Below are 20,249 nucleotides of genomic sequence, written 5' to 3' on the forward strand. Positions count from 1 at the left end.
GCGCTGGGGCATTCGCTCTGGCGGGGTCACGCGCTTTGTGCACAATGGGCCGCGACACCGCTTTCAGTGAGCTTCCATGGCCGCCTTGCCAACTCCCCGCTTCGATGAGTTCTACCGTTACGAGCCGCTGACCGAGCTGCTATTCGCCTTCGCCGAGGCGCGGCCCAATCTGGTTTCGGTACGCTCCATCGGCAAGAGTTTTGAGGGCCGCGACATCTGGGTGCTGGTGCTCACCAATACCGCCACCGGCGCCGATGTGGACAAGCCCGCCTTCTGGCTGGACGGCAATATCCACGCCGCTGAGTTGACCGCGTCCACCACCTGTCTCTACTACCTCAACCACCTGGTCACCGGCTACGGCGTCAATCCCGAGGTGACGAAGCTGCTGGACACGCGGGCCGTCTATATGGTGCCGCGCCTCAACCCTGATGGCGCCGAGCTGGCGCTGGCGGATCGGCCGCGCCATATCCGCTCCTCCACCCGGCCTTACCCCTTTGACGAAGCGCCTGTTGACGGCTTGAGCGCCGAGGATGTGGACGGCGATGGCCGCATCCTCACCATGCGCATTCGCGACCCGCATGGCGGCTACAAAAAACATGCGGAGGAGCCGCGCCTGATGGTGGCGCGCGAGCCGGGCGAATTCGGCGGCGAGTATTACCGCCTGATCCCTGAGGGCTTCATCAAGAACCACGACGGTCTGACCGTCACGGTCAACAAGGACCGCGAGGGCCTGGACCTGAACCGTAACTTCCCCAGCGAATGGCGCCAGGAGTACAAACAGGTCGGCGCCGGCCCATACCCCACCAGCGAACCCGAGGTGCGGGCGATGGTGGACTTCATCATCGCCCACCCCAATATCGGCGCGGCCATCAGCTATCACACCCACAGCGGCGTGATCCTGCGGCCCATGGGCGGCTGCAGCGATGAGGACATGATTCCCGAGGACTTGTGGAGCTACAAACGCTTCTCTGCCCTGGGCGAAAAGCTCAGCGGCTATCCCGCCATCAGCATCTGGCACGACTTCAAATACCATCCCAAGGAAATCATCACCGGCACGCAGGACTGGGTCTATGAGCAGCTGGGCGCGCTGTTCTGGGTGGTGGAGCTGTGGTCACCCAATAAGGAAGCCGGCATCGAGGGCTATAAGTGGATCGACTGGTACCGTGAGCATCCGGTCGAAGACGATCTCAAGCTGCTGAAGTGGAGCGACGAGCAATGCGGCGGCCAGGCCCATGTGGACTGGCGGGAGTTCCATCACCCGCAGCTGGGTGACGTCGAGATTGGCGGTTGGGACAAGATGAACTTCTGGCGCAATCCGCCGCCGGCGCTGCGCGAACGCGAGGCGGCGCGCTTTCCGGCCTGGATGGATCAGATTGCGCTTTCCCTGCCCAAGCTGGAAATCCTGCGCACCGAGGTCCGTGCCCTGGGCCCCGACACCTGGCGCATTCGCCTGGCCGTGGCCAATAGCGGCTATCTGCCGGCCTATGTGACCAAGCGGGCGCTGGAGCGCAAGGTGGTGCGCGGCGTGATGTTTGAAATCCATCTGCCACTCAATCAGCCCGAGGTCAGCCTGGTCAGCGGCAAAGAGCGCATGGAAGGACCGCAGCTGGAGGGCCATGCGCCTAAGTCCAGCCAACAAGCCTTTCTGCCCAGCCGCGAGGTCACCGCCGACCGCGCCGTGGGCGAGTGGGTGGTGCGCGCGCCGCAGGGCACCCGGCTGGCGTTGACGGCCTGCGCCGACCGCGCCGGCACGGTGCGCACGGAAGTCGTGCTTGATTGACATCGTCCGGCGGCTAACTGATTGACTGGCCGGGTGGTTGGGGCTTGGGCTCAGCGTGCCGCTGGTCTGGCTGATGGCTGAGGTGTTTGTGTGAGGTGGCAACGGATCGCCACTTCGCGATTGGCTCTTGCGTTGATGAGGCCGACCACGCCAAAGCCAGACTGGAAGAACACCCGGAGCAAAAAGCTAGGCCAACGCCGGCTCTGGTGCTGCGCTTACGCGCAGATGACCAAATTGCAAAGCCGAGCTGATGGCTTGCTTCCCTGCGTGAATCGAACACTCGACAAGTTTGTGAATGAGCTTGCCGAGCGCAAAGTGCTGGTGACGCTGGCGTCTCGCCGCCTGAGTTGATGTCAGCGCTGGCGGTCAGGGCGCCAGTTGCGCAGCATCAGTTGCTGCTGCTAGTGGACTTGCGGCGCCACAGCCAAGCCAAGCCGGCCAAGCCCCCTGCCATCAGCGCCCAACTGCCCGGCTCGGGCACCGGGGACGGGTTCAGGCTGGCGGCGTAAGCCATGTTGTCGATGGCGAAGTTCCAACGGCAGCAGCCGTTCCCAAGAAAAATGATGCGGTTGAAGGTCTGGTCCGAGGTGAAGCCGATGAACTGCAGTTCCTCCGCTGTGGGGCTCAGTTCAGCGACGTGGCGGTAGGAGCCGAAGCCATCCAGGCTGTCGCCATCCACCCTGATGGCTGTGGGCGCGCCGCGGAACCAGGCGCCGAAGGCCTTGATGGGGTCAGCAAAACGCAGCTCGGTCCCGCCGCCCCAGGCCAAGTCGATGAGCACATGGGTGCTGCCGTCGATGGTCCGCAGCGGGTCTGTGCCGGGGTCTGGGGCATCGACGTTCCAGGCCCCCCTCAGCGCAAAGCCGCTCAGATTGAGCGTTTGGGGGGTACCAAACAGGTCGTTGTTGGTGTCCGTGGTGAAGGCGTTGAAGGTCTCGGAACTTGCCGTGCCTACTGCTGCCAGGAAACTGGCTTCGCTGGTGTAGGTCATGTTCGCGGCCTGGGCATTGGCCGCCGTGCACAGGGCGGCCAGCAGGGCGAGGCAGCTCAGCTTGGGCTTCACGGCCGCCGCGCTCAAGGCTTGATGAACCATGGTGGCGGGCCACCGACTCCAGCGCAATCCGGCGACGGCCCCGGGTCGAGACAGACAGTGTCCGTGCCTCATCAAGTTAGGGGGGCGACCGTCCTGGGTGAAGAGCCGTGCTCCCGCACAATCTCCTGGCGCGCTGCCCGGGTCCTGCGAGTGGCTCTGACACTGTGCTTGAGGCTGCTTGCTGCGCATTGGGGGCTCCCTGGCGTGATGTCGATGTGGCGCCATGGTCGGCGGCCACGCGCGGCAAGTCCTGATGGAACTCTTAGGTTTCTCTGAAGGTTTTATTCGCCAATGAAATCAACGGTTTACGGGAATTTCTCATGAGCGGGGGCGGGTCTCCGACCCCGGGCGCAGAGGCCGACCTCCTGGCCGCGCGAGCCCTGCAGATTGGTGAATGGCAGGCCGATCCGGTCTTGGACGAGCTGCGCCGGGGTGAGCAGCTGCTCAAGCTGGAGCCGCGCAAGATGCGCTTGCTGATGGCATTAGCGCGCCGACCGCAGCAACTGGTGACCCTGGATCAGCTGCTGGACGAGGTCTGGGGGGACGTGGTCGTCACTCCGAGTTCGGTGTACCAGTCGATCTCGCAGCTGCGCCAGGTTTTGGGTGACGATGCCAGCCAGCCGCGCTACATCGTCACCGTGCCGCGCAAGGGCTATCGCCTGGTGGCGGAGGTCAGCGAGGTGGTGGCCGCAGCCACCCCAGCCCCGCTAGCAGGGCCGACACCGACACCGACACCGGCGCCGTTACCGCCTGAGTCTGAGCCAAAGCGGCGTGCGACCGATCAGGGCATGGCGCCACCCGTTCTTTCCGCCTCCACCATTCCTCCTGCCCCAAGCCGGCGCCTGCTGCTCGGCGGCTCGGCGGCAGCAGCGGCGGCCTTGCTCGGCGCAGGCGGCTGGTGGGCCTGGCAGCGCGCCGCGCGCATGCCGGCCGGTGATATCACCCTGGCCGTCCTTCCTTTTGATGACGTCTCGCCCAAGGCGCTGGAGCAGCCGCTGGCCGACGGCTTGGCCGAAAGCGTGATTGGCGCACTCTCGCGCCATCAGCAGATTCGGGTGGCGTCCCGCTCCACCTCCTTCCAGTTTCGCAGTGCCCAGGCCTTGGCGCCGCAGGCCAAGCAGCTGGCCGTGACCCATGTGCTGTGGGGCGAGTTGCAGCGCTGGCAGCAGGGCTTGCAACTCAAACTCAGCCTGTACCGCGCGGCGGACAGCGAAGTGCTCTGGCATCAGGTGCTGGAGTCGCCGGCCGCAGCGCTGGGCCGCCTGGCTTTCAGCGCCGCCAACGCCGCCTTGCAGGCCCTCGGCGTGGCGCCGCTGCCGGCCAGCGCGTCACCTATGCCCCAGGCCGATGCCTATGAGCTCTATCTGCTCGGGCTGCACCATCAGCGCAGCGGTCAGATCGAGGGCATCTTGAAGGCGCGGGCCTACTTCCAGCGCGCCATCGATGCTGACCCCGGCTTTGCCCTGGCCTATGTGGGTCATGCCGCCACCTGGATTGCTGAGTACCACTACGGCAGCGGCCTGAGCTTTCGCGCCATGGATGCGCGCGCGCAGCCACTGATCGATCGCGCCCTGCAACTGGACCCCGAAGCTCCGCTGGCCCTGGGACTGCAAGGCCACTTGAAGGCCAACCTCAGCCAGCACGAAGAGGCGCGGCGCTGGTTGACTCGGGCGGTGGAAAAGGCGCCCAGTGACGCCAGTCTCTTGAACTGGTCCGGCAGCAATGAGAGCGATGACGGCTGGCCGGCACGCGCCCAGCCGTTTTTCACCAAGGCGGCGCAGCTGAGCCCTTTGACGGCGCAGATCCAGCACCGCGCAGGCTTGGCGGCCATCCATGCCGGGCAATACGAAGCCGCGCAGGCGGCGTATCAGCGCGCCATCGCCCTGGCGCCGCAGCATGCCAATGGGCATTGGGGCCTGGGCATTCTTGGCTATGCGCGTGGCCGCCTGGCGGATGCGGTGCTGGGCTATCGCAAGGCGCTCTTGCTGGACCCCAAGCGCGAACAGCTCTGGAAGCAATTGGCCTGGCTATATCTGGATCTGGGCTTGAGCGAGGAAGCGCAGAAGGCATTTGCCCAGTTCCAGGCTTTGAGCGCTACGCCGGTCGCCGCGCGGATGCAGGCAGCCATGCAGTGGGTGCAAGCCAATGACTCGGTGGCCTTGGCCGAGGCTTTGCGGATCCTGCCCTTGAAGCCGGCGCAGTTGACGGCCGAACGCGATGCCGTGATCGACGCCTCGTTGTTGCACTTGTTATTGGGCCAAAAGGAGGCTGCGCTGAAGACGCTGGAGTCGGTGCTCGGGCTGGTTTTGGCTGACCCGGTGCCGCTCTACAACAACTGGCTTTGCTTCCAAGGCCAGCACATCTGGCTCGACGTGGCCACCATCTACAGTGCCGCGGGGCAGCGGGACAAGGCCGAGCCCTTCATCGAGCAAGCCTCCGGCTTCATCGAACGTTATGCCCGCCAAGGCAATGTTTGGCATGCCACGGGCTACCACCGCGCCCGCATCGAAGCCTTGCGCGGCCGACCGGAACCGGCCTTGGCTGCGCTGGAGGAGGCCTATCAATTGGGCTGGCGGCGCGGCTGGTGGCTGGCCCAGGACCCGGCACTGCAAAGCCTGCGTGAACTGCCGCGCTTCAAGGCGGTGCTGGCCCGGATTGAGCAGGCCAAGCAGGCGCAGCGCGACAAGCTTTTGGTGGCTTGAGGCGCTGGCCATGCAGGGTCAGGGGGTCAGGTCTTGCCTGCTGGCCCCTGGCGGCCGCGCTCAGCGTATCAATCAGAAGGGATAAGCCGGCGAGCTGGCGTCGATGTCCAGCCACTTGCCGGTGCCAGGCTGGTTGTACTTGCCCGCAGGGATGGCGTAGTACTGCAGCGGCGCCACCGGCAGGCCCAGGTCGGCCACCGAGCCCAGGGCGGTGGCGCTGAGCGGCATGCCGTACATGGCGAAGAACTTGCGCAGGTCGCGGCCGATGATTTTGGAGCTCAGTACATAGAGCAGCTCGTGGTTGCTGATCTTGTTGTCGGCATAGCGGCCCATGGCGTAGCGGCCTTTGTTGGCCGGGTCCCAGGCCTTGTCCACCAGGCGGTCGCCCTTGGTCAGCAGGGTCAGGAACTCCAGGGTGCGGTCGGTGTCGGGCTGCGCCAGGCCGCTGCGGTACTGGGTGTAGAGAAAGGCGAGCTGGAAGTGCACGCCGCGCATCAGGTCTTGGGAGCTCTGGCTCCACAGGCGCACCGTCATCTCGGCTTCGCGCTGGGCATCGGTGCCTCCGGTGGCGCGGTTGGCGAGGATGGCGGCGTACAGGCTGGGGTAGTCGAGGGTGTGGCCGCCCAGATCAGTGCCCAGCACGCGGGTGCCCCGCAGCATGGTGGCGCTGGCCAGGATGTTGTTATCGCATTCGACCACGCAGCCATTGCTGCCGTCGGGGGTGATGTGCATCACCCGCTGCACCGTGTTGTGGCCCAGCTCATGGGCCCAGCCCCAGCCGACGTCGACGCCAGCAAAGCCGTCTGACGGGTTGCCTGAGCAGAGATAGCCGCAAGTGGCGATCCAGCCGACAAAATGCTGCACGCCCGGGGCGCGGTGCAGATTGCCGTCGCAGGTCCAGCCGAATTGGCTGCACAGGGCTTGCACGCCGCTGGCCATGGGCATATTGCTGTATCCGTTGGCGATGTGATTGCTGTCGAACAGAACGCCCTTGAGCTGATCGACCACATAGGCCTTGGGATCCTTGTTGCCGATCACCGACTGCGCGTATTTGATGGTCTGCTGGATCTCGCCACCGACAAACTTATTGGTCTGCCAGCCGAAGTCGGCGCGCTTGAGGGCGGCCACGGCGTCGGCGATGTCGGCATCGCTCATGCTGCCGCGGCTGAAGTCAAAGTGCGCGTATTTGGCGCTGCCCTTGATGCGCAGCTTGACCACGCTGCCCGGCGTGGCACCGCTATAGCTCAGCATCAAGGGGCCGCCGAAGGGGCTGACGAAGTCCAGGCTGCTGCCGACTGCCGGCAAGGGCAGGTTGAAGGAATGCGGCCGGCGCGGGCGCGGGTAGTTCTTGTCGCTCAGCGGATTGCCCCAGGCGCGCAGATAGCTGGTTTGCAGGCCCAGCTTGGCGCCGGCGGCATCCATCACCTGCACCTGCAGGCCTTTGGCGGGCACCGCGCCGCGGCCAATCAGGGTGTTGCCGCTGCCTTGTGCAATCGTCACCTCGATGTCCTCCCAGTCGCTGGCCACGGCCAGGGCTTGGGCGGCGGCGGGCATGTAGTCGCCCTGGCCGGCCGTGGCGGTGGTGGTAGTGCTGCGGTTGTAGACCACCCAGGAGTCCGAGGCGTAGGTGCGCAAGAAGGTGGCCGGTGCGGCCGCTTTGTCGATGCTGCCGTAGCTGATGCTGGGACGCAGCAGGTCGGCGTAGAGGGTCAACAAGCCATACAGCTCCAAGCCCGGGGTCTGGAACACATTGACGCCGCGCGACTGGTAGCTAGCCAGCTCGTTATGCACACGGGTGATGGCGTCGGTGGGGGCGGTGTTGGCGCTGAAGTCCAGCTGCAGCGCGTCATTGCCCAGCATGGCCAGGGTGTCGCTCAGGGCTTGCAGGGAGCTGGCGTTGGCCAAGCTCTGCGCTGCTGTTCGGCCCGCGCCCACCGCCACGCCGGCGCTGGGTGCAAAGTAGTTGCCGGGGTAGCCGCCCATCTCCATCTTCATCGCCGCCAGCACCGCGCGGCCGGGGTCGGAGTTGATCCAGTTCGGGTGCATATAAATCACCGGCTTGCCCGCGGCCAGATAGCTGGCCACGCGGGCTTGCAAGCGCCCGTCATCGGCCACGCCGGCGCCGAAAACCAGCAGGTCGGCGCCTTGCCAGCAGCTGTTGTCGGTGGCAATAGTGCAGGCCGTGTCTTGCGCGGTCTTGCCCAGGCGGGTAATGAAGGACTTGACCGTGGCGCTGTTGTAGCCGGCCACCGCGTACTTCAGCGTGGCGGGCAGGCTGCCCTCGGCCGCGCCGGTGACGGTCCAGGTGAAGGCGCGGGTGAACAGGGGCAGGTGTTGCTGCTCGCGTGTGCTGCCCGCCATCCAGGCCAGCACATCGGCGCCATAAGCCATGGCGCGACCCGGGCCGACCTCGACCAGCGCGGCCATGCCGCTGCCGTTGTCCGAGACGATGTAGGGCATGGCCTCAACCCGGCTGATCGGGCTAATGGTGATGCTGTCGCTACTGTGGTTGAGCGTGAGATCCAAGGCCTTGCCGCCGGCGCTGTACAGGCTGCCCAGCACTGCTGCCGGGCGCGTGGTCAGGCGTTGGCTGATGGCGCTGGCCTGGGCCAGCAGGGTGGCGCGGTGCTCGCTCTGTAGCCCGGCCGCGCTGCCATCCTTGAGGGCTTGGGCCACCCGGGCCTCGGCGCTTGTTGGTGCGGGGGGAGTTGGGCTTGTTGGTGTGCCGCTGCCGGAACCGCTGTCCGTGGTGCCGCCACCGCCGCTGCCACCGCAGGCCGCGAGCAGCAGCGCTGCAGCCAGGGCCGCGAGGCCTCCCGTCGTCTTTTTGATTTTCAACATTACGCCTGTTCCAAGGAATCTCACCCGGGGAAGCGGGTGAGCGGCCTGCTGCGCACCAGGCCGGACGCGGACTGGATTTTGGCGGGCCGGGAATTCTGGCGTGGCGGATGTTGGCGCTTGCTAGCCGTGCCGGCGGCCTTGCGGCTCAAGCGTGCGGTATTTCATGGAAGGCGCAAATTTCGCAGGCGACCACACCCCTTAAATGAGGGGGGTATGCCGACAAGTGGTCTGAAATCAGGCTTGCGGCTTGGTGCCGTCGGCCTGCGTCTGTTCCTCTTCTTGGTCCTTCTGCGCCTGCGCTGCCTCCATGGCGCTGCGCCATACGCGGGCCGGCACAAAAGTGCGCAGCTGTTCCATGCCACGCGCCACCAGCTTGGGGTGCAGGGCATGGCCGACCTCGGGCAGCACATCAGCTGTCACGTCGGCTCCCAGGGCCACCAGGGTGCGGGCCATGGCCACCACCGGCTGGTAGGGCACCAATTCATCCGCCAAGCCGTGCAGCAAATGCAGGCTGACTTCCTTGGGGGCGTGTTGCGGTGCGCGTGCATGGCCGCCCGAGAAGGCCAGCACCCGGCCCGCCAACTGGTCTTGCGCCTGCACCGCTTCCAGCGCCATGGTGGCGCCCTGCGAGAAACCGGCCAGGGCCACCCGCTCCCAGCTCAGTTCGAAATGCTGGCCCCAGGCCTGGATGCGTTGCACCAGCGCCGGCAGGGCGGCGTCCAGGCGCTGCAGCAGCGTGTCGGCATCCAGCCCTTGCACATCGAACCAGGCCTGGCCGCCATCGGTCAAGGCCTCGGGGCCGTTGAGTGACACCAGCGCGGCCTGCGGATACTGCTCCCTCAAGGCTTCACGCAGCGGCGCCATGCTGGCCGCATCGCCGCCCACGCCGTGCAGCAGCACAAAGCACAGATCAACGGCGCCGCTGGCCGGCAGATGGACGATGGCCGGCGGGGTTGGCGTGGCGTTGGCGGGGTGATCAATACTCATGGTGAAGGCTTTTCTGGGGGAGTCAGGGGTCGAATTGTCGCTCCGCTATGCTGCACAGCCCTGGAGGAGAAAAACGCATGGACTTGAACGTCAATGGTCAGCCGCATACCTTGCCCGAGCACGCTCGTGATCCGGCCATGCCGCTGCTCTGGGCCTTGCGCGATGGGCTCAACCTCACCGGCACCAAGTTCGGCTGCGGCATCGCGGCTTGCGGCGCTTGCACCGTGCATGTGGATGGCGTGGCCACGCGATCTTGCGTCACACCACTGGCCTCGGTGCAAGGCAAGGCCATCACCACCATCGAAGCCTTGGGCAGCGAGGCCCAGCCCCATGCCTTGCAACTGGCCTGGTTGGCCGAGCAAGTGCCGCAATGCGGCTACTGCCAAAGCGGCATGTTGATGGCCGCCGCCGCCCTGCTGGCCAAGAATCGCCGGCCCAGCGATGCTGATATCGATGCCGCCATCAGCAATCTCTGCCGCTGCGGCACTTATCCCCGTGTGCGCGCCGCCATCCATCAGGCCGCAGAAAAAATGGCCGGAGGCAAGAAGTGAAGCGCCGCACCCTTTTGATCAGCGGCCTCAGCGGCGCGGCGGCCTTGTTGGTGGGCTGGGGCGCCATGCCGCCGCGCAGCCGCCTGGGCAATGCCAACACCCTGGCCGGCGTGGCGGGCGGCATCGGTTTGAATGGCTGGATCAAGATCGCCGCCAATGGCGATGTCTTGCTGGCCATGCACCGCAGCGAAATGGGCCAGGGCGTGCACACCGCCCTGGCGCAGCTGGTGGCTCAGGAGCTGAGCCTGCCCTTGGCGCGGGTGACTTTGATTGCGGCCGGCCATGAGTCGCTGTACGGCAATGTGAGCATGTTGGTCGACAGCCTGCCCCTGAGTGCCCGCAGCACAGAGCCGGGCCAGCAAACGCGGCCGGTGCGCCTGGCGCAGTGGAGCATGGCCAAGCTGGCGCGCGAGCTGGGCATCAACGCGACGGGCGGCAGCTCCAGCGTGGCCGATGCCTGGGAGCCCTTGCGCTGGGCCGCGGCCACGGCGCGCCAGCAATTGCTGGGCGCGGCCTCGCTGCGCTGGAAGCTGCCTTTGGCAGAGCTGCAGCTGCAAGACGGCTTGATCAGCCACCCCTCGGGGCCACAAGCCGGCTTTGCCGAACTGGCCAAGGAGGCTGCGGCCACGCCGCCCGGCGAGGTCAAGCTCAGCGAGCCGGCGCAGTGGCGCTTGATTGGCCAGGCCGCGCCGCGCCTGGACCTGCCGGCCAAGGTCAATGGCAGCGCGCAATTCGGCATCGATGTGCGCCAGCCCGGCCAGGTTTTTGCCGCCGTGATGCATGCGCCCATGCTGGGCGGTGCGCCCGGCGCCATTCCCGTCAATGCCTTGCTGCAGCAGCCCGGCGTGCTGCGCGTGGTGCAGCTGGGGCCTATCGCCGGTGGGCAGGCGGCAGTGGCGGTGGTGGCGCACAACAGCTGGCAGGCCTTGCGCGCCTTGCAAGCTGTTGAGATGAACTGGCAGCAGCGCCCGGCTGGCGCTTTGAACTCCGCCGCCATTGCCGTCACGCTGGCAGCCGAAGCCCGCAATGCCTTTAGCCAAGGCTTTGTGTTCAGCGCGCAGGGCGACGCTGCACAGGCCCTGGCCGCCGCGCCAAAGAAGATTGAAGCGCTGTATGAAGCGCCCTATCTGGCCCACGCCACCATGGAGCCGATGAACTGCACGGCGCAGGTGCGGGATGGCAAGGTCGAGATCTGGGTCGGCACCCAGGTGCCAGGTCTTGCCCGTGCCTTGGCCGCGCGGGTGGCCGGCGTGCCGGAGGAGGCCGTCACCGTGCATGTGCAGTATCTGGGCGGCGGTTTCGGGCGCCGTCTGGATGTGGATCATGTGGGCCAGGCCGTGCGCGTGGCCATGGACATGGGCGGCTTGCCGGTGCAGCTGCTGTGGTCGCGTGAGGAGGACATGCGGCATGACTTCTACCGCCCCGCCGCGGCCGCCTACATGCAAGCCACCTTGGCGGAGGATGGCAAGCCGCTGGCCTTGGGCCTGGGCAGCGCCGGCGACGCGATCACGCCGCGCTGGATGGAGCGGGTCTTGCCTGCGCTCAGCGGCCCCATCGACCCGCCCGACAAAACCGCCAGCGAGGGCTTGTTCGACCAGCCCTACGCCGTGCCGCATCAACGCATCGCCCATCTCGCCACCCACAGCGGCGTGCCCATCGGCATGTGGCGGGCGGTGGGGCATTCGCATAACGCATTCTTCACCGAGAGCTTTGTGGATGAGCTGGCCCACGCCGCCGGGGCCGACCCGCTGGCTTACCGCCTGAGCTTGCTGGGCGATCTGCCGCGCCATGCCGCCGTGCTCAGCAAGGCGGCGGAGCTGGCCGGCTGGGGTCAGGCCTTGCCCGCAGGGCGGGCTCGCGGCCTGGCTTTGCACAAGAGTTTTGGCAGCATCGTGGCGCAGGTCGTGGAGGTTTCGCTGCAAGAGGGCAAGCCACGCGTGCACCGGGTGGTGTGCGCGATGGACTGCGGCGTGGTGGTCAACCCGGCCATCGTGACAAGGCAGATCGAGAGCGCGGTGATTTTCGGCCTGACGGCGGCGCTGTACGGTCGCATCGATATTCAGGACGGCGTGGTGCAGCAGACCAGCTTCACCGACTACCCGCTGCTGAGCCTGGCGCAAACGCCGCAGATCGACACCCATCTGATGCCCAGCACCCTGCCGCCCACCGGCGTGGGCGAACCCGGCTTGCCGCCGGTGGCACCGGCGCTGGCTAATGCCTTATTTGCATTGACCGGTCAGCGCTTGCGGCGCTTGCCACTGAATATGCCCTCGACCTTGCCAGCCAGATGAATGCATTGACCCCCGAAGCCATTGTTCAAGCCCAGCTAGATGCCTATAACGCCAAGGACATCGAGCGACTGCTGAGCATCTATGCCGACGATGCGCAGCATTTCGACCAAGTCAGCGGCGCGCTGCTGGCCCAAGGATCGGCTCAGCTGCGCGAGCGCTTTGCGCTGCGTTTTGCTGACCCGCTGCTGCACGCCGCGCTGCTGAACCGCATCTGCGCGGGCGAGATCGTCATCGACCACGAACGCATCCGCCGCACTTTCCCCGAGGGCCCGGGCAGCATGGAACTGGTGGCCTGCTATCAGGTGCAAGCGGGTCGAATTCCGCGGGCCTGGTTTGTGTTTGGCGCCATCACGCTGGACTGAGTGAGAGCAGCGCTGCGGCTGCGCTTGACAGCGCCCGCCGCCATGGCCAAGCTGAAGGGAAAGGGAGAGCAAGCGAATGGATTGGTTTTATATGGGCATGCGTGACACCCACGCTGCACTGGCTTGGTTCAGCATGACGCTGTTCATGGTGCGCGGCCTGGCCGTGCAGTTCGGTGCCGAGTGGCCGCTGGACAGCCGGTGGAGCGTGCTGGTCTTCGGCGCCGATACCTTGCTGACCGTCTCGGGTCTGAGTCTGTGGGCCTTGCTGTACTTTTCGCCATTTCGGGATGCTTGGCTCGCGCTCAAGTTGCTGTCGCTGGTGGGCTACACCGTCTGCGCCTACCTGGCCATGGGCCGGGGTGAGTTCCGCAGCCTGGCCTATCTGGGCGCGCTGCTGATGTTGGCCTACATGATGGGTTTGTCTTACACCCGCGAGCCCTTGCTGGGCCTGTAAAGGGCGGGGTCCTGCAGAGCCGCGCTGAAGCGGCTTCGGCACCCCAGGCGTGAACAAGGGACAATCCAGCGCTTTGCCAATCTCGAAACGCCCTGCCTCGTCGGGGCGCGATGCCCATGCTCACAGATCTGATTGCCGCCTCTCCCGATGACGCTTCGGCGATTCTTGTCACCCAAGGTCATGCCAATGTCTGGTCGACACTGGAGTTGCCCGCCATCACGCCCGCCCAATGGGCCAGCCTGCGATTTGTGCTGATGCGCCAGCCCGCCGAGGTGCGCGCGCTGGCCGACTACCTGAAGGGTTTTGAGCGCCTGGGCGCTTCGCCCGACAGCGTGGAGGGCGACCCCTGGCTGGTGGCTTTGCCGGAAGATTTAAGCCTGCTGATGGCCCAGATGTCGCTCGAAGAGATTGCCGAGCACGCCAGCAACTGGCAGGCGCTGGAAACCTCGCGCGGCCAGCCGGTGCTGGCGTTGGACCTGGAGGCTTTGCTGGCCGAGTTGGCGGCGTTCGCGGCCTCGGCCCTGGCACAGGGGCAACGCTTGCTGCTGTGGATCTGCCCCTGAGCCTAGGCGCTCACTGCGGGGCAGTCGGGTGAAGCCTGCCGCCGCAGCGAAGCTCAGTGCAGCTTGAAGACGCTGACGACTTCCACCATGCGCGCGGCCTGGCCATTGAGGCTCTCGGCCGCAGCAGCGGCTTCTTCGACCAGCGCCGCGTTTTGCTGCGTCACATGGTCGAGCTGGGTGATGGCCTGATTGATCTGGCTGATGCCGCTGGTCTGCTCATGCGCTGAGCTGCTGATCTCGCTGATCAGGGTCGCCACATGCTTGACCTGGCTGACGATATCGCCCATCGACTCGCCGGCCGCGCCGACCAGGCGGCTGCCAACTTCGACCCGCTCGACGCTGGCGCCGATCAAGGTCTTGATCTCGCGCGCGGCTTCGGCCGAGCGACCGGCCAGGCTGCGCACCTCGCTGGCAACGACGGCAAAGCCGCGTCCCTGCTCACCGGCACGCGCGGCTTCGACGGCGGCATTCAGGGCCAGGATATTGGTCTGGAAAGCGATGCCATCGATGACGCCGATGATGTCGGAGATCTTCTTCGACGAGGCGCTGATTTCCTGCATCGTCGCCACCACCTGGCCCACCACCTCACCGCCCTTGACGGCCGCAGTGCTGGCGGAGCTGGCCATGCCATTGGCTTGACGCGCGGTTTCGGCATTGTTCTTGACGGTGGCGCTGAGTTGCTCGACCGAGGCGGCGGTTTCTTCCAGATTGCTGGCCTGGCTTTCGGTGCGTTGCGATAGATCGGCATTGCCTGCGGCAATCTCGTTCGCCCCGGTGGAAATATTCTCGGCGCCGCTGCGCACCTCGCTCACCATGCGGGCCAGGCCGTCGCGCATCTCCAGCAGGCCGCCCAGCAGTTGTGCGGCTTCGTCCTTGCCGCTGATCTCAATCGGGCTGACCAGGTCGCCATTGGCCACCCGTGCGGTCGCCGCCAGTGCGGTTTGCAGGGGCTGGGTGATGCTGACGGTCAAGCGCCAGGCCATCAGTGCGGCCATGGCCAGCACCAGGGCGCCGGCCATGCTGATCACGCCGACAGTGGTGCTGTTGTTTGCATTGGCTTGCTCGGTGGCTTGCTCGCCGTGCTGCTTCTGCAGGGCGATGAAGGCCAGCAGTTCGGCCACGGCCTTGTTGAGCAAGGGGTCGATCTTGCTGGTGATGACTTTGGCGGCTTGCTCGGTGTTGAACTGGGCGGCGAGGTCGACGGCGTCTTTGAACTGCGCGTCCATCTGGCTATCAATATCGGCCAGGCGGGCGAAGATGGCTTTCTCTTCCGCGCCCAGATCGGTGGTTTCCAATTTGGCTTTGGCAGCGAGGTAGGTGGCGCGCTGCTTCTTCGCTTCGGCCTCATCTTTTTGCACCCCGCTGACTTCCGTCTGCAGGCCCATATTGCGCACCGCCACCGCGCTGCTGAGCAGGGCGTTGTGCATTTGGACCGCCATGTCCTGCTGGGCGGCGGAGCGCTGCAGGGTGTCGAGCAAGGCCGCTCGGCTGCTGCCGTTGCTGAGCATGGCGCCCACCAGCATGGCAATGGCGGCCAACAAAATGGCGCCAAAGCCGAGGCCCAGGCGCGGTCCGATTTTCATATCGCGTAAATTCATCAGCGGGCTCCGGCAGTGGCGGAAGTCAAATGGAAGCGCTGCGGGCCTTGAGCGGCGGCAGCGGCGGCAGCGGGACAGTGCTCAGCAAGGGTTGCGGAGCACTCGTCACAGCGGGACTCAGTTCTTGTAGATGCCGCAGCCAATCAAGGTGTCGCCGAGGCGTTCGACGTAAACCACTTTGGGCTCCAGCTTCTGGCTGACCGGGTTGCGGAATTTGAATTCCTCGGTCCAGCCCTTGCCCTTGCCTTTGGCCACCTCGAAGAGCAGAGGCAAGACCAGCTTGCCGTCGGGATCCTTCAGGGCGCTGAGGTCCTTGCCCACCAGCTTGGCATTGGCGCCGTGTGCCAGGTTCTTGCCCGTCATGTCGTAGACGAAGACGTAAAGGTCACGGTCCTTGAAGGACGTGCCATTGGTGAATTCTTCGTAGGCCTTGTCCGCACCGTTGGCCTTGATCAGGGCCACGGCCTTCTTGACCATGGCCTCTGCTTCGGCGGCGCTACCGCGCTCGGCGGCCGGTGCGGCAAGGGCTGCACCGCTCATCAAGAGTGCCGTCAGGCCAGCACTCATCAGGCGCTTCAGGATTGCAATCGTGTTCATGGCTTGTCTCCGAATATTGTTTGGCTTGGGGTTCGCTGCCATTGCGCCGCTCTTCGGCGGGCTCGGGGCAGCTGGGGGCGACTTGTGTCATCGGCGGCGCAGGCTTCATCGCGCCACGATGCGCAGGCCTCAGTTCTTGTAGATGCCGCAGCCGACCAGGGTGTCGCCCACGCGTTCGAGATACATGGCCTTGCCCTCAATCTTTTGCGACACCGGGTTGAGGAATTTGTAGCCATCCACCCAGCCCTTGCCCTTGGTCTTGGCCAGGTCGATGAACATCTGGATCAGCGGCTTGCCGTCCGGATCCTTCAGGCCGATCAAGTCCTTGCCGACCAGCTTGGGATTGGCGCCTTGGGCCAGGTTCTTGCCGTTCAGGTCGTAGACGATGATGTAGAGGTCGCGGTCCTTGAAGGACTTGCCGTTGGTGAATTCCTCGTAGGCCTTTTCTGCGCCATTGGTTTTGATATAGGCCACGGCCTTCTTCACCATGGCCTCGGCTTCGGCCGCAGTGCCTTGGTCGGCCGCCTGGGCGGCGCCTGCCATCACCAGACTTGCCAGCATCAAATGCAGAGTTTTCTTGAACGCGCTGAAGAATGTCATCGGTGTCTCCTGTTTGAGTTTGAGCGCCAGGTGGAGCGGGTCTCAGACTGCCGGCTGCAACTTTCGTCATCAGCCATGCCGACATCGGCCCGGCGTGCACGGCCGGCGCAATTGATAGTAGGCCGATTGGCGCGCCGGGGCATGCCGTACATCAATATTTGATGCAGCAGTTCACGCCGTCGGCGCTTTGCATCTCACCTGTCACCGAGCCATCTTCGGCCGAGTTCGCCGCGCTCAAGCTGGCCTGTTGGCCCTGAAGTGGGCCTATTTCTCCGGCTCAGGCCGCTGCCTTTGTGCCAAGGCGCTGGCGTTTGGCCGCCGCGCCTTGGCCAATGAAGGGTGCAAGGGCGGGGTTATAGGGGGCTATCAAGAGGGCAGGCGCCAAGCTGCAGTGAGGCAGCTGGCACCCTGCATGCAGGCTTCAGCGACGCGTCTGGTCGTTGTCCCGGTGCCCGATCAGCCGCACCAAGGTGGCGCGCAGCTTCGGGGCATCAATCGGCTTGGTCAGGAACTCGTTCATGCCGGCGGCCAGGGCTTCGTCGCGCTCGGATACCAGGGCGGCAGCCGTCAGGGCGACGATGGGCAATTCCTCGGCATTGAAGCGTTTGCGCAGTTCGCGGGTGGCTTCGTGGCCGCTCATCACCGGCATTTGCACGTCCATCAAGATGGCGTCAAAAGGCTTGCCCATGCTGGCGGCGGCGTGCACCGCCTCGACGGCCTGGCTGCCGTCATTGGCTTGCGAGACTTCCAGCCCCCACTGCTGCAACTGGGCCACGGCAATCATCATATTGACCGGGTGGTCTTCCACCATCAACACGCGCAGGCCTTGCAGGTCGCGGTTGTCGGTGGCCTCGCGGGGGCGGCTGCTGATGGGCGTGGCGGCGGCCGGTAGCGGCAGCTCGGCCCAGAAAGTGGAGCCCTCGCCGGGCTGGCTTTGCAGGCCGACTTCGCCGCCCATCAAGGTGGCCAGTTCGCGGCAGATGGACAGGCCCAAGCCGGTCCCGCCAAAACGCCGGGTGGTGGACTCGTCTGCCTGCGTGAAGGGCTGGAACAGATGCTCGAACAGTTCCGGCGCAATGCCGGGGCCGGTGTCGGTGACCTCGATGCGGATGCGCTCGCTGGCCTTGGCGCGTACCTGCACCGCGATCGAGCCGCTGGCCGTGAACTTGAGGGCGTTGCTGAGGTAGTTGCTGAGGATCTGGCGGATGCGCGTTTGATCGCCCATCACCCAGGCGGGCACGGCGGCTTCGATATTGATGTCGAAGCTCAGGCCCCGCGCATTGGCCAGCGTCAGATAGGCCATGCGCATGGTGGCCAGCATCTCGCGCAGGCCAAAGGGGGCGGCTTCCAGCGTGAGCCGGCCGGCTTCGATCTTGGAGAGATCGAGGATGTCGGAGATCAGGCCCGACAGGCTTTCGGCGCTGTCCAGCATCTGGTCCAGGTATTCACGCCGGGTGGGCTCGGCCAGATCGGGCTTTTGCAGCATGCGCGCTAGGCCCAGCAGGCCGTTGAGCGGCGTGCGCAGCTCGTGGCTGGTGTTGGCCAGGAAAGCGCTCTTGGCCCGGTTGGCGGCCTGGGCATCGTCCTTGGCCTGGGCCAGCGCAGCCTCGACGCGGCGGCGCTCGGTGACGTCTTCCATGATCCAGATGGTGCCGCCACGGCTCGGGTGGGTGGGGTCCACAGCCTTGACCAACAGCCGGCACAAAAAGGTGCTGCCGTCGCGTCGCCGCATGGGTCGCTCGATTTCGACTTGCTCGCCTTGCGCCAGGCGCGGGCCGATTTCTTCGCCGATGGCGGCGTGCTCCGCGTCGCTGGGCCAGACCTCGCGGCTGTTCTGGCCGACCATGCCGCCCTGGGGCCAGCCGAACATATTCTCGACCCAGCGATTGGCGAGAACAAAGCGCTGGTCGCGGGTCAGGGCGATGCCGATGGATGCGTTCTCCAGAATCGCCTGGTGAACCAGGCGTGAGCGTTCTGTGTCGGTGACGTCACGGGCGTTGATGACGAGGTAATGCTCGCCGTCCATTTCGAAGGGCGCGGCCGACATGACCATGGAGATCGGCTCGCCGGCCTTGTTGCGGAAGGTCACCGGGTGCTCGGAGACGCGGCCATGGGCACGAATCGCGTCCAGCACGCGTTCGCGCTCTTGCAGGTCAAACCAGACATTGAGCTCTTCGGCGGTGCGGCCCAGTACTTCCTCGATGGCGTGTCCCGACAAGCGCTCAAAGGTCTTGTTGACCATGGCGTAGCGGCCGGTGGCCAGCTCGGTCAGGGTGATCACATCGGGGCTGGTGGCCACCAGATGCGAGAGCAGGGCCTCGGAGCGGCGCAGCGCCTCCTGGGCGCGCGACTGCTCGGTCTGGTCAATGAAAAAGCTCAGCGTGGCCGGGCCGTTGACGGCGTCCACCCGCACGCTGGTGGCGCTGACCAGGCGGCGGCGGCGTGACAGGGTGCGCAGGCGGAATTCGGCCATCGGCAGCATGGCGCCAACGGCCATGCCTTCCATCTTGGCGGCGCGTTGGCGGGCGCGTTCGTCGTCGCCCGGCTCGTAATGCGAGTACAAATCCTGGCCCACCATGGAGCTGCGCTGGGTGTAGCCGAACATGGCCATGGCGGCGGGGTTGGCGTCAATGACCCGACCCCAACGGTGCAGCACCAGCGGCGAGGGCGAGCGGCGGAACAACTCGCGGTAGCGGGTCTCGGTGGCCTGGATGGCTTGCTCGGCATTGACCTCATCGGTGACGTCGCGGCCCACGCCCCAGTAGCCCCGGAAGTTGCCGTGCGCATCGAAGCGCGGCTCGCCGCTGATCGAGACGTAGCGCGGCTCTCCGTCCAAGCCCAGGCGCTTTGCCACCACGCCGTGGAAAGGCCGGTGCGATTCCAGATCGGCGCGGTGCGCATCGATATCGTCATCCTGCGCCGCCAGTTCGCCCAATTCCCAGGGGGTTTTGCCCAGGCGAGCCTGCAGGTCCAGGCCGGAGCGGCCGGGCTTTTCTTCGGCCAGATGGGTGAAGCGGAACTCGCGGTCCATCTCCCAGTACCAATCGGCCGCCATGCTGAGCAGGCCGCGAAAGCGCGCGCTGCGCTCCATCGCCTCACGCGAGCCGCGTTCAACGATGCGCAAGAGCCCCACGCCGATCAGCAAGCCGGTGAGCAGATTGATGAGTTGGGCGGCAGCGCGCACGCCCAGGGTGTGATTGGCGGATTGGCTGGTGACCCAGCCCAGGGCCTCGGCCCAGCTCAGGCCGGCGAGCGACAGCCCCGCCAGCAGCGCCAGGCCCAAGCCAGCGCGCAGGCCCAGCATGCCAGTGGCCATGGCGATCAAGAGGCCCGTGATGGCCAGGGTGATGGAATGGGTGCCGAGGTCACGCGACACCGAGATGCTGACGGTCACCAACAAGATGCCGGCCATCAGCAGAATCATGGCCTGCCGCCCGTAGCGGCGCGGCATGCGCCAGTAGCACAGGGCGCAACCCAGGGCCAGGGTGCCCGCCAGGGCAGGCGGCAACCAGCCCCCCAGGTGTTCATTTGGCGAGCGGCTGAGTAGCAACATCACGGTGCTGAGGCTCAAGATCAGCGAGCCGACGCTCAGGAACAGCCGGATCGAGCGCCAGCGCACACCATGCTCAAGGCGCGCTTGTTGATCCGCCGGTGTCAGGTCTTGCCCGACCAGGCTGCTCAAATCATCCTGGGAATCTGCTCTACTCACTCCGCCCTCGTCGACTGAATCGCCCGATAGTGAGCGGCTTCCTGGTTCATTGAGCGAGCAATGAGCCCGTTCGGGGCGGAGTTTCCCCTGACTTAGGCCGGCGCGACCATCGGTAGAGCAC

14 protein-coding genes are annotated in these 20,249 nt (G+C 65.8%); 7 read left to right on the top strand and 7 right to left on the bottom strand.

Annotated features, from left to right (window positions below; all coding sequences use genetic code 11):
• Nucleotides 1-76 precede the first annotated feature (76 nt).
• Nucleotides 77-1,780, top strand: coding sequence for a M14 family zinc carboxypeptidase (locus tag AABB87_RS01620; RefSeq protein WP_341969376.1), 1,704 nt, complete (start codon nucleotides 77-79; stop codon nucleotides 1,778-1,780).
• Nucleotides 1,781-2,168: 388 nt separating this feature from the next.
• Here the strand turns inward: AABB87_RS01620 and AABB87_RS01625 are convergent, their stop codons facing one another.
• Entirely contained in the window at nucleotides 2,169-2,873 is a 705-nt protein-coding gene (locus AABB87_RS01625) for a PEP-CTERM sorting domain-containing protein (RefSeq protein WP_341969377.1), read from the bottom strand.
• 320 nt (nucleotides 2,874-3,193) lie between these two features.
• Here AABB87_RS01625 and AABB87_RS01630 point away from each other — a divergent pair, with 320 nt between their 5' ends.
• The gene (locus tag AABB87_RS01630) at nucleotides 3,194-5,575 is read left to right on the top strand and encodes a winged helix-turn-helix domain-containing protein (protein ID WP_341969378.1); all 2,382 of its coding nucleotides are present in this window, start codon (nucleotides 3,194-3,196) and stop codon (nucleotides 5,573-5,575) included.
• 72 nt (nucleotides 5,576-5,647) lie between these two features.
• On the opposite strand, the gene AABB87_RS01635 is transcribed toward AABB87_RS01630, so the two are convergent.
• Both AABB87_RS01635 and ypfH read right to left on the bottom strand, forming a co-directional pair.
• Nucleotides 5,648-8,416 (bottom strand): ImpA family metalloprotease, encoded by a 2,769-nt coding sequence (locus AABB87_RS01635; protein ID WP_341969380.1) that lies wholly within the window; start codon nucleotides 8,414-8,416, stop codon nucleotides 5,648-5,650.
• A gap of 234 nt (nucleotides 8,417-8,650) precedes the next feature.
• Nucleotides 8,651-9,403 carry an esterase gene (gene ypfH / locus AABB87_RS01640; RefSeq protein WP_341969382.1) on the bottom strand — a complete coding sequence of 251 codons (753 nt, stop codon included), beginning with the start codon at nucleotides 9,401-9,403 and terminating at the stop codon, nucleotides 8,651-8,653.
• Between the two features lie 77 nt (nucleotides 9,404-9,480).
• Here ypfH and AABB87_RS01645 point away from each other — a divergent pair, with 77 nt between their 5' ends.
• The 5 genes from AABB87_RS01645 to AABB87_RS01665 all read left to right on the top strand — a co-directional run bounded on the left by AABB87_RS01645 (nucleotide 9,481) and on the right by AABB87_RS01665 (nucleotide 13,624).
• Nucleotides 9,481-9,954 carry a (2Fe-2S)-binding protein gene (locus tag AABB87_RS01645; protein WP_341969383.1) on the top strand — a complete coding sequence of 158 codons (474 nt, stop codon included), beginning with the start codon at nucleotides 9,481-9,483 and terminating at the stop codon, nucleotides 9,952-9,954.
• Nucleotides 9,951-12,245 carry a xanthine dehydrogenase family protein molybdopterin-binding subunit gene (locus tag AABB87_RS01650; RefSeq protein ID WP_341969384.1) on the top strand — a complete coding sequence of 765 codons (2,295 nt, stop codon included), beginning with the start codon at nucleotides 9,951-9,953 and terminating at the stop codon, nucleotides 12,243-12,245. The genes AABB87_RS01645 and AABB87_RS01650 overlap by 4 nt, the downstream gene beginning before the upstream one ends.
• Nucleotides 12,242-12,607, top strand: a complete 366-nt coding sequence (locus tag AABB87_RS01655; RefSeq protein WP_341969385.1) for a nuclear transport factor 2 family protein — start codon at nucleotides 12,242-12,244, stop codon at nucleotides 12,605-12,607. Before AABB87_RS01650 ends, AABB87_RS01655 begins: the two co-directional genes overlap by 4 nt.
• A gap of 76 nt (nucleotides 12,608-12,683) precedes the next feature.
• Nucleotides 12,684-13,061 (top strand): SirB2 family protein, encoded by a 378-nt coding sequence (locus AABB87_RS01660; protein ID WP_341969386.1) that lies wholly within the window; start codon nucleotides 12,684-12,686, stop codon nucleotides 13,059-13,061.
• 110 nt (nucleotides 13,062-13,171) lie between these two features.
• Complete coding sequence (locus tag AABB87_RS01665; protein WP_341969387.1) at nucleotides 13,172-13,624, top strand: hypothetical protein; 453 nt, start codon at nucleotides 13,172-13,174, stop codon at nucleotides 13,622-13,624.
• Nucleotides 13,625-13,677: 53 nt separating this feature from the next.
• On the opposite strand, the gene AABB87_RS01670 is transcribed toward AABB87_RS01665, so the two are convergent.
• The 4 genes from AABB87_RS01670 to AABB87_RS01685 form a co-directional block, all read right to left on the bottom strand.
• Entirely contained in the window at nucleotides 13,678-15,222 is a 1,545-nt protein-coding gene (locus AABB87_RS01670) for a methyl-accepting chemotaxis protein (RefSeq protein WP_341969388.1), read from the bottom strand.
• Between the two features lie 117 nt (nucleotides 15,223-15,339).
• Nucleotides 15,340-15,819, bottom strand: a complete 480-nt coding sequence (locus AABB87_RS01675) for a cache domain-containing protein (RefSeq protein WP_341969389.1) — start codon at nucleotides 15,817-15,819, stop codon at nucleotides 15,340-15,342.
• Between the two features lie 129 nt (nucleotides 15,820-15,948).
• Complete coding sequence (locus AABB87_RS01680; RefSeq protein ID WP_341969390.1) at nucleotides 15,949-16,419, bottom strand: cache domain-containing protein; 471 nt, start codon at nucleotides 16,417-16,419, stop codon at nucleotides 15,949-15,951.
• A 421-nt stretch (nucleotides 16,420-16,840) separates the two neighbouring features.
• Nucleotides 16,841-20,128, bottom strand: a complete 3,288-nt coding sequence (locus tag AABB87_RS01685; RefSeq protein WP_341969391.1) for a PAS domain-containing hybrid sensor histidine kinase/response regulator — start codon at nucleotides 20,126-20,128, stop codon at nucleotides 16,841-16,843.
• Between the last annotated feature and the right edge of the window lie 121 nt (nucleotides 20,129-20,249).

The sequence above is a fragment of the Roseateles sp. PN1 genome, assembly GCF_038419725.1.
Lineage (GTDB): Bacteria > Pseudomonadota > Gammaproteobacteria > Burkholderiales > Burkholderiaceae_C > Paucibacter_A.

What these genes read in the sequence shown, in the direction of transcription:
- AABB87_RS01625 (WP_341969377.1), bottom strand. Translation starts at nt 2,873, where the DNA reads ATGGTTCATCAAGCCTTGAGCGCGGCGGCCGTGAAGCCCAAGCTGAGC.
- AABB87_RS01665 (WP_341969387.1), top strand. Translation starts at nt 13,172, where the DNA reads ATGCCCATGCTCACAGATCTGATTGCCGCCTCTCCCGATGACGCTTCG.
- ypfH (WP_341969382.1), bottom strand. Translation starts at nt 9,403, where the DNA reads ATGAGTATTGATCACCCCGCCAACGCCACGCCAACCCCGCCGGCCATC.
- AABB87_RS01630 (WP_341969378.1), top strand. Translation starts at nt 3,194, where the DNA reads ATGAGCGGGGGCGGGTCTCCGACCCCGGGCGCAGAGGCCGACCTCCTG.
- AABB87_RS01680 (WP_341969390.1), bottom strand. Translation starts at nt 16,419, where the DNA reads ATGACATTCTTCAGCGCGTTCAAGAAAACTCTGCATTTGATGCTGGCA.
- AABB87_RS01635 (WP_341969380.1), bottom strand. Translation starts at nt 8,416, where the DNA reads ATGTTGAAAATCAAAAAGACGACGGGAGGCCTCGCGGCCCTGGCTGCA.
- AABB87_RS01655 (WP_341969385.1), top strand. Translation starts at nt 12,242, where the DNA reads ATGAATGCATTGACCCCCGAAGCCATTGTTCAAGCCCAGCTAGATGCC.
- AABB87_RS01645 (WP_341969383.1), top strand. Translation starts at nt 9,481, where the DNA reads ATGGACTTGAACGTCAATGGTCAGCCGCATACCTTGCCCGAGCACGCT.
- AABB87_RS01675 (WP_341969389.1), bottom strand. Translation starts at nt 15,819, where the DNA reads ATGAACACGATTGCAATCCTGAAGCGCCTGATGAGTGCTGGCCTGACG.
- AABB87_RS01670 (WP_341969388.1), bottom strand. Translation starts at nt 15,222, where the DNA reads ATGAATTTACGCGATATGAAAATCGGACCGCGCCTGGGCCTCGGCTTT.
- AABB87_RS01660 (WP_341969386.1), top strand. Translation starts at nt 12,684, where the DNA reads ATGGATTGGTTTTATATGGGCATGCGTGACACCCACGCTGCACTGGCT.
- AABB87_RS01620 (WP_341969376.1), top strand. Translation starts at nt 77, where the DNA reads ATGGCCGCCTTGCCAACTCCCCGCTTCGATGAGTTCTACCGTTACGAG.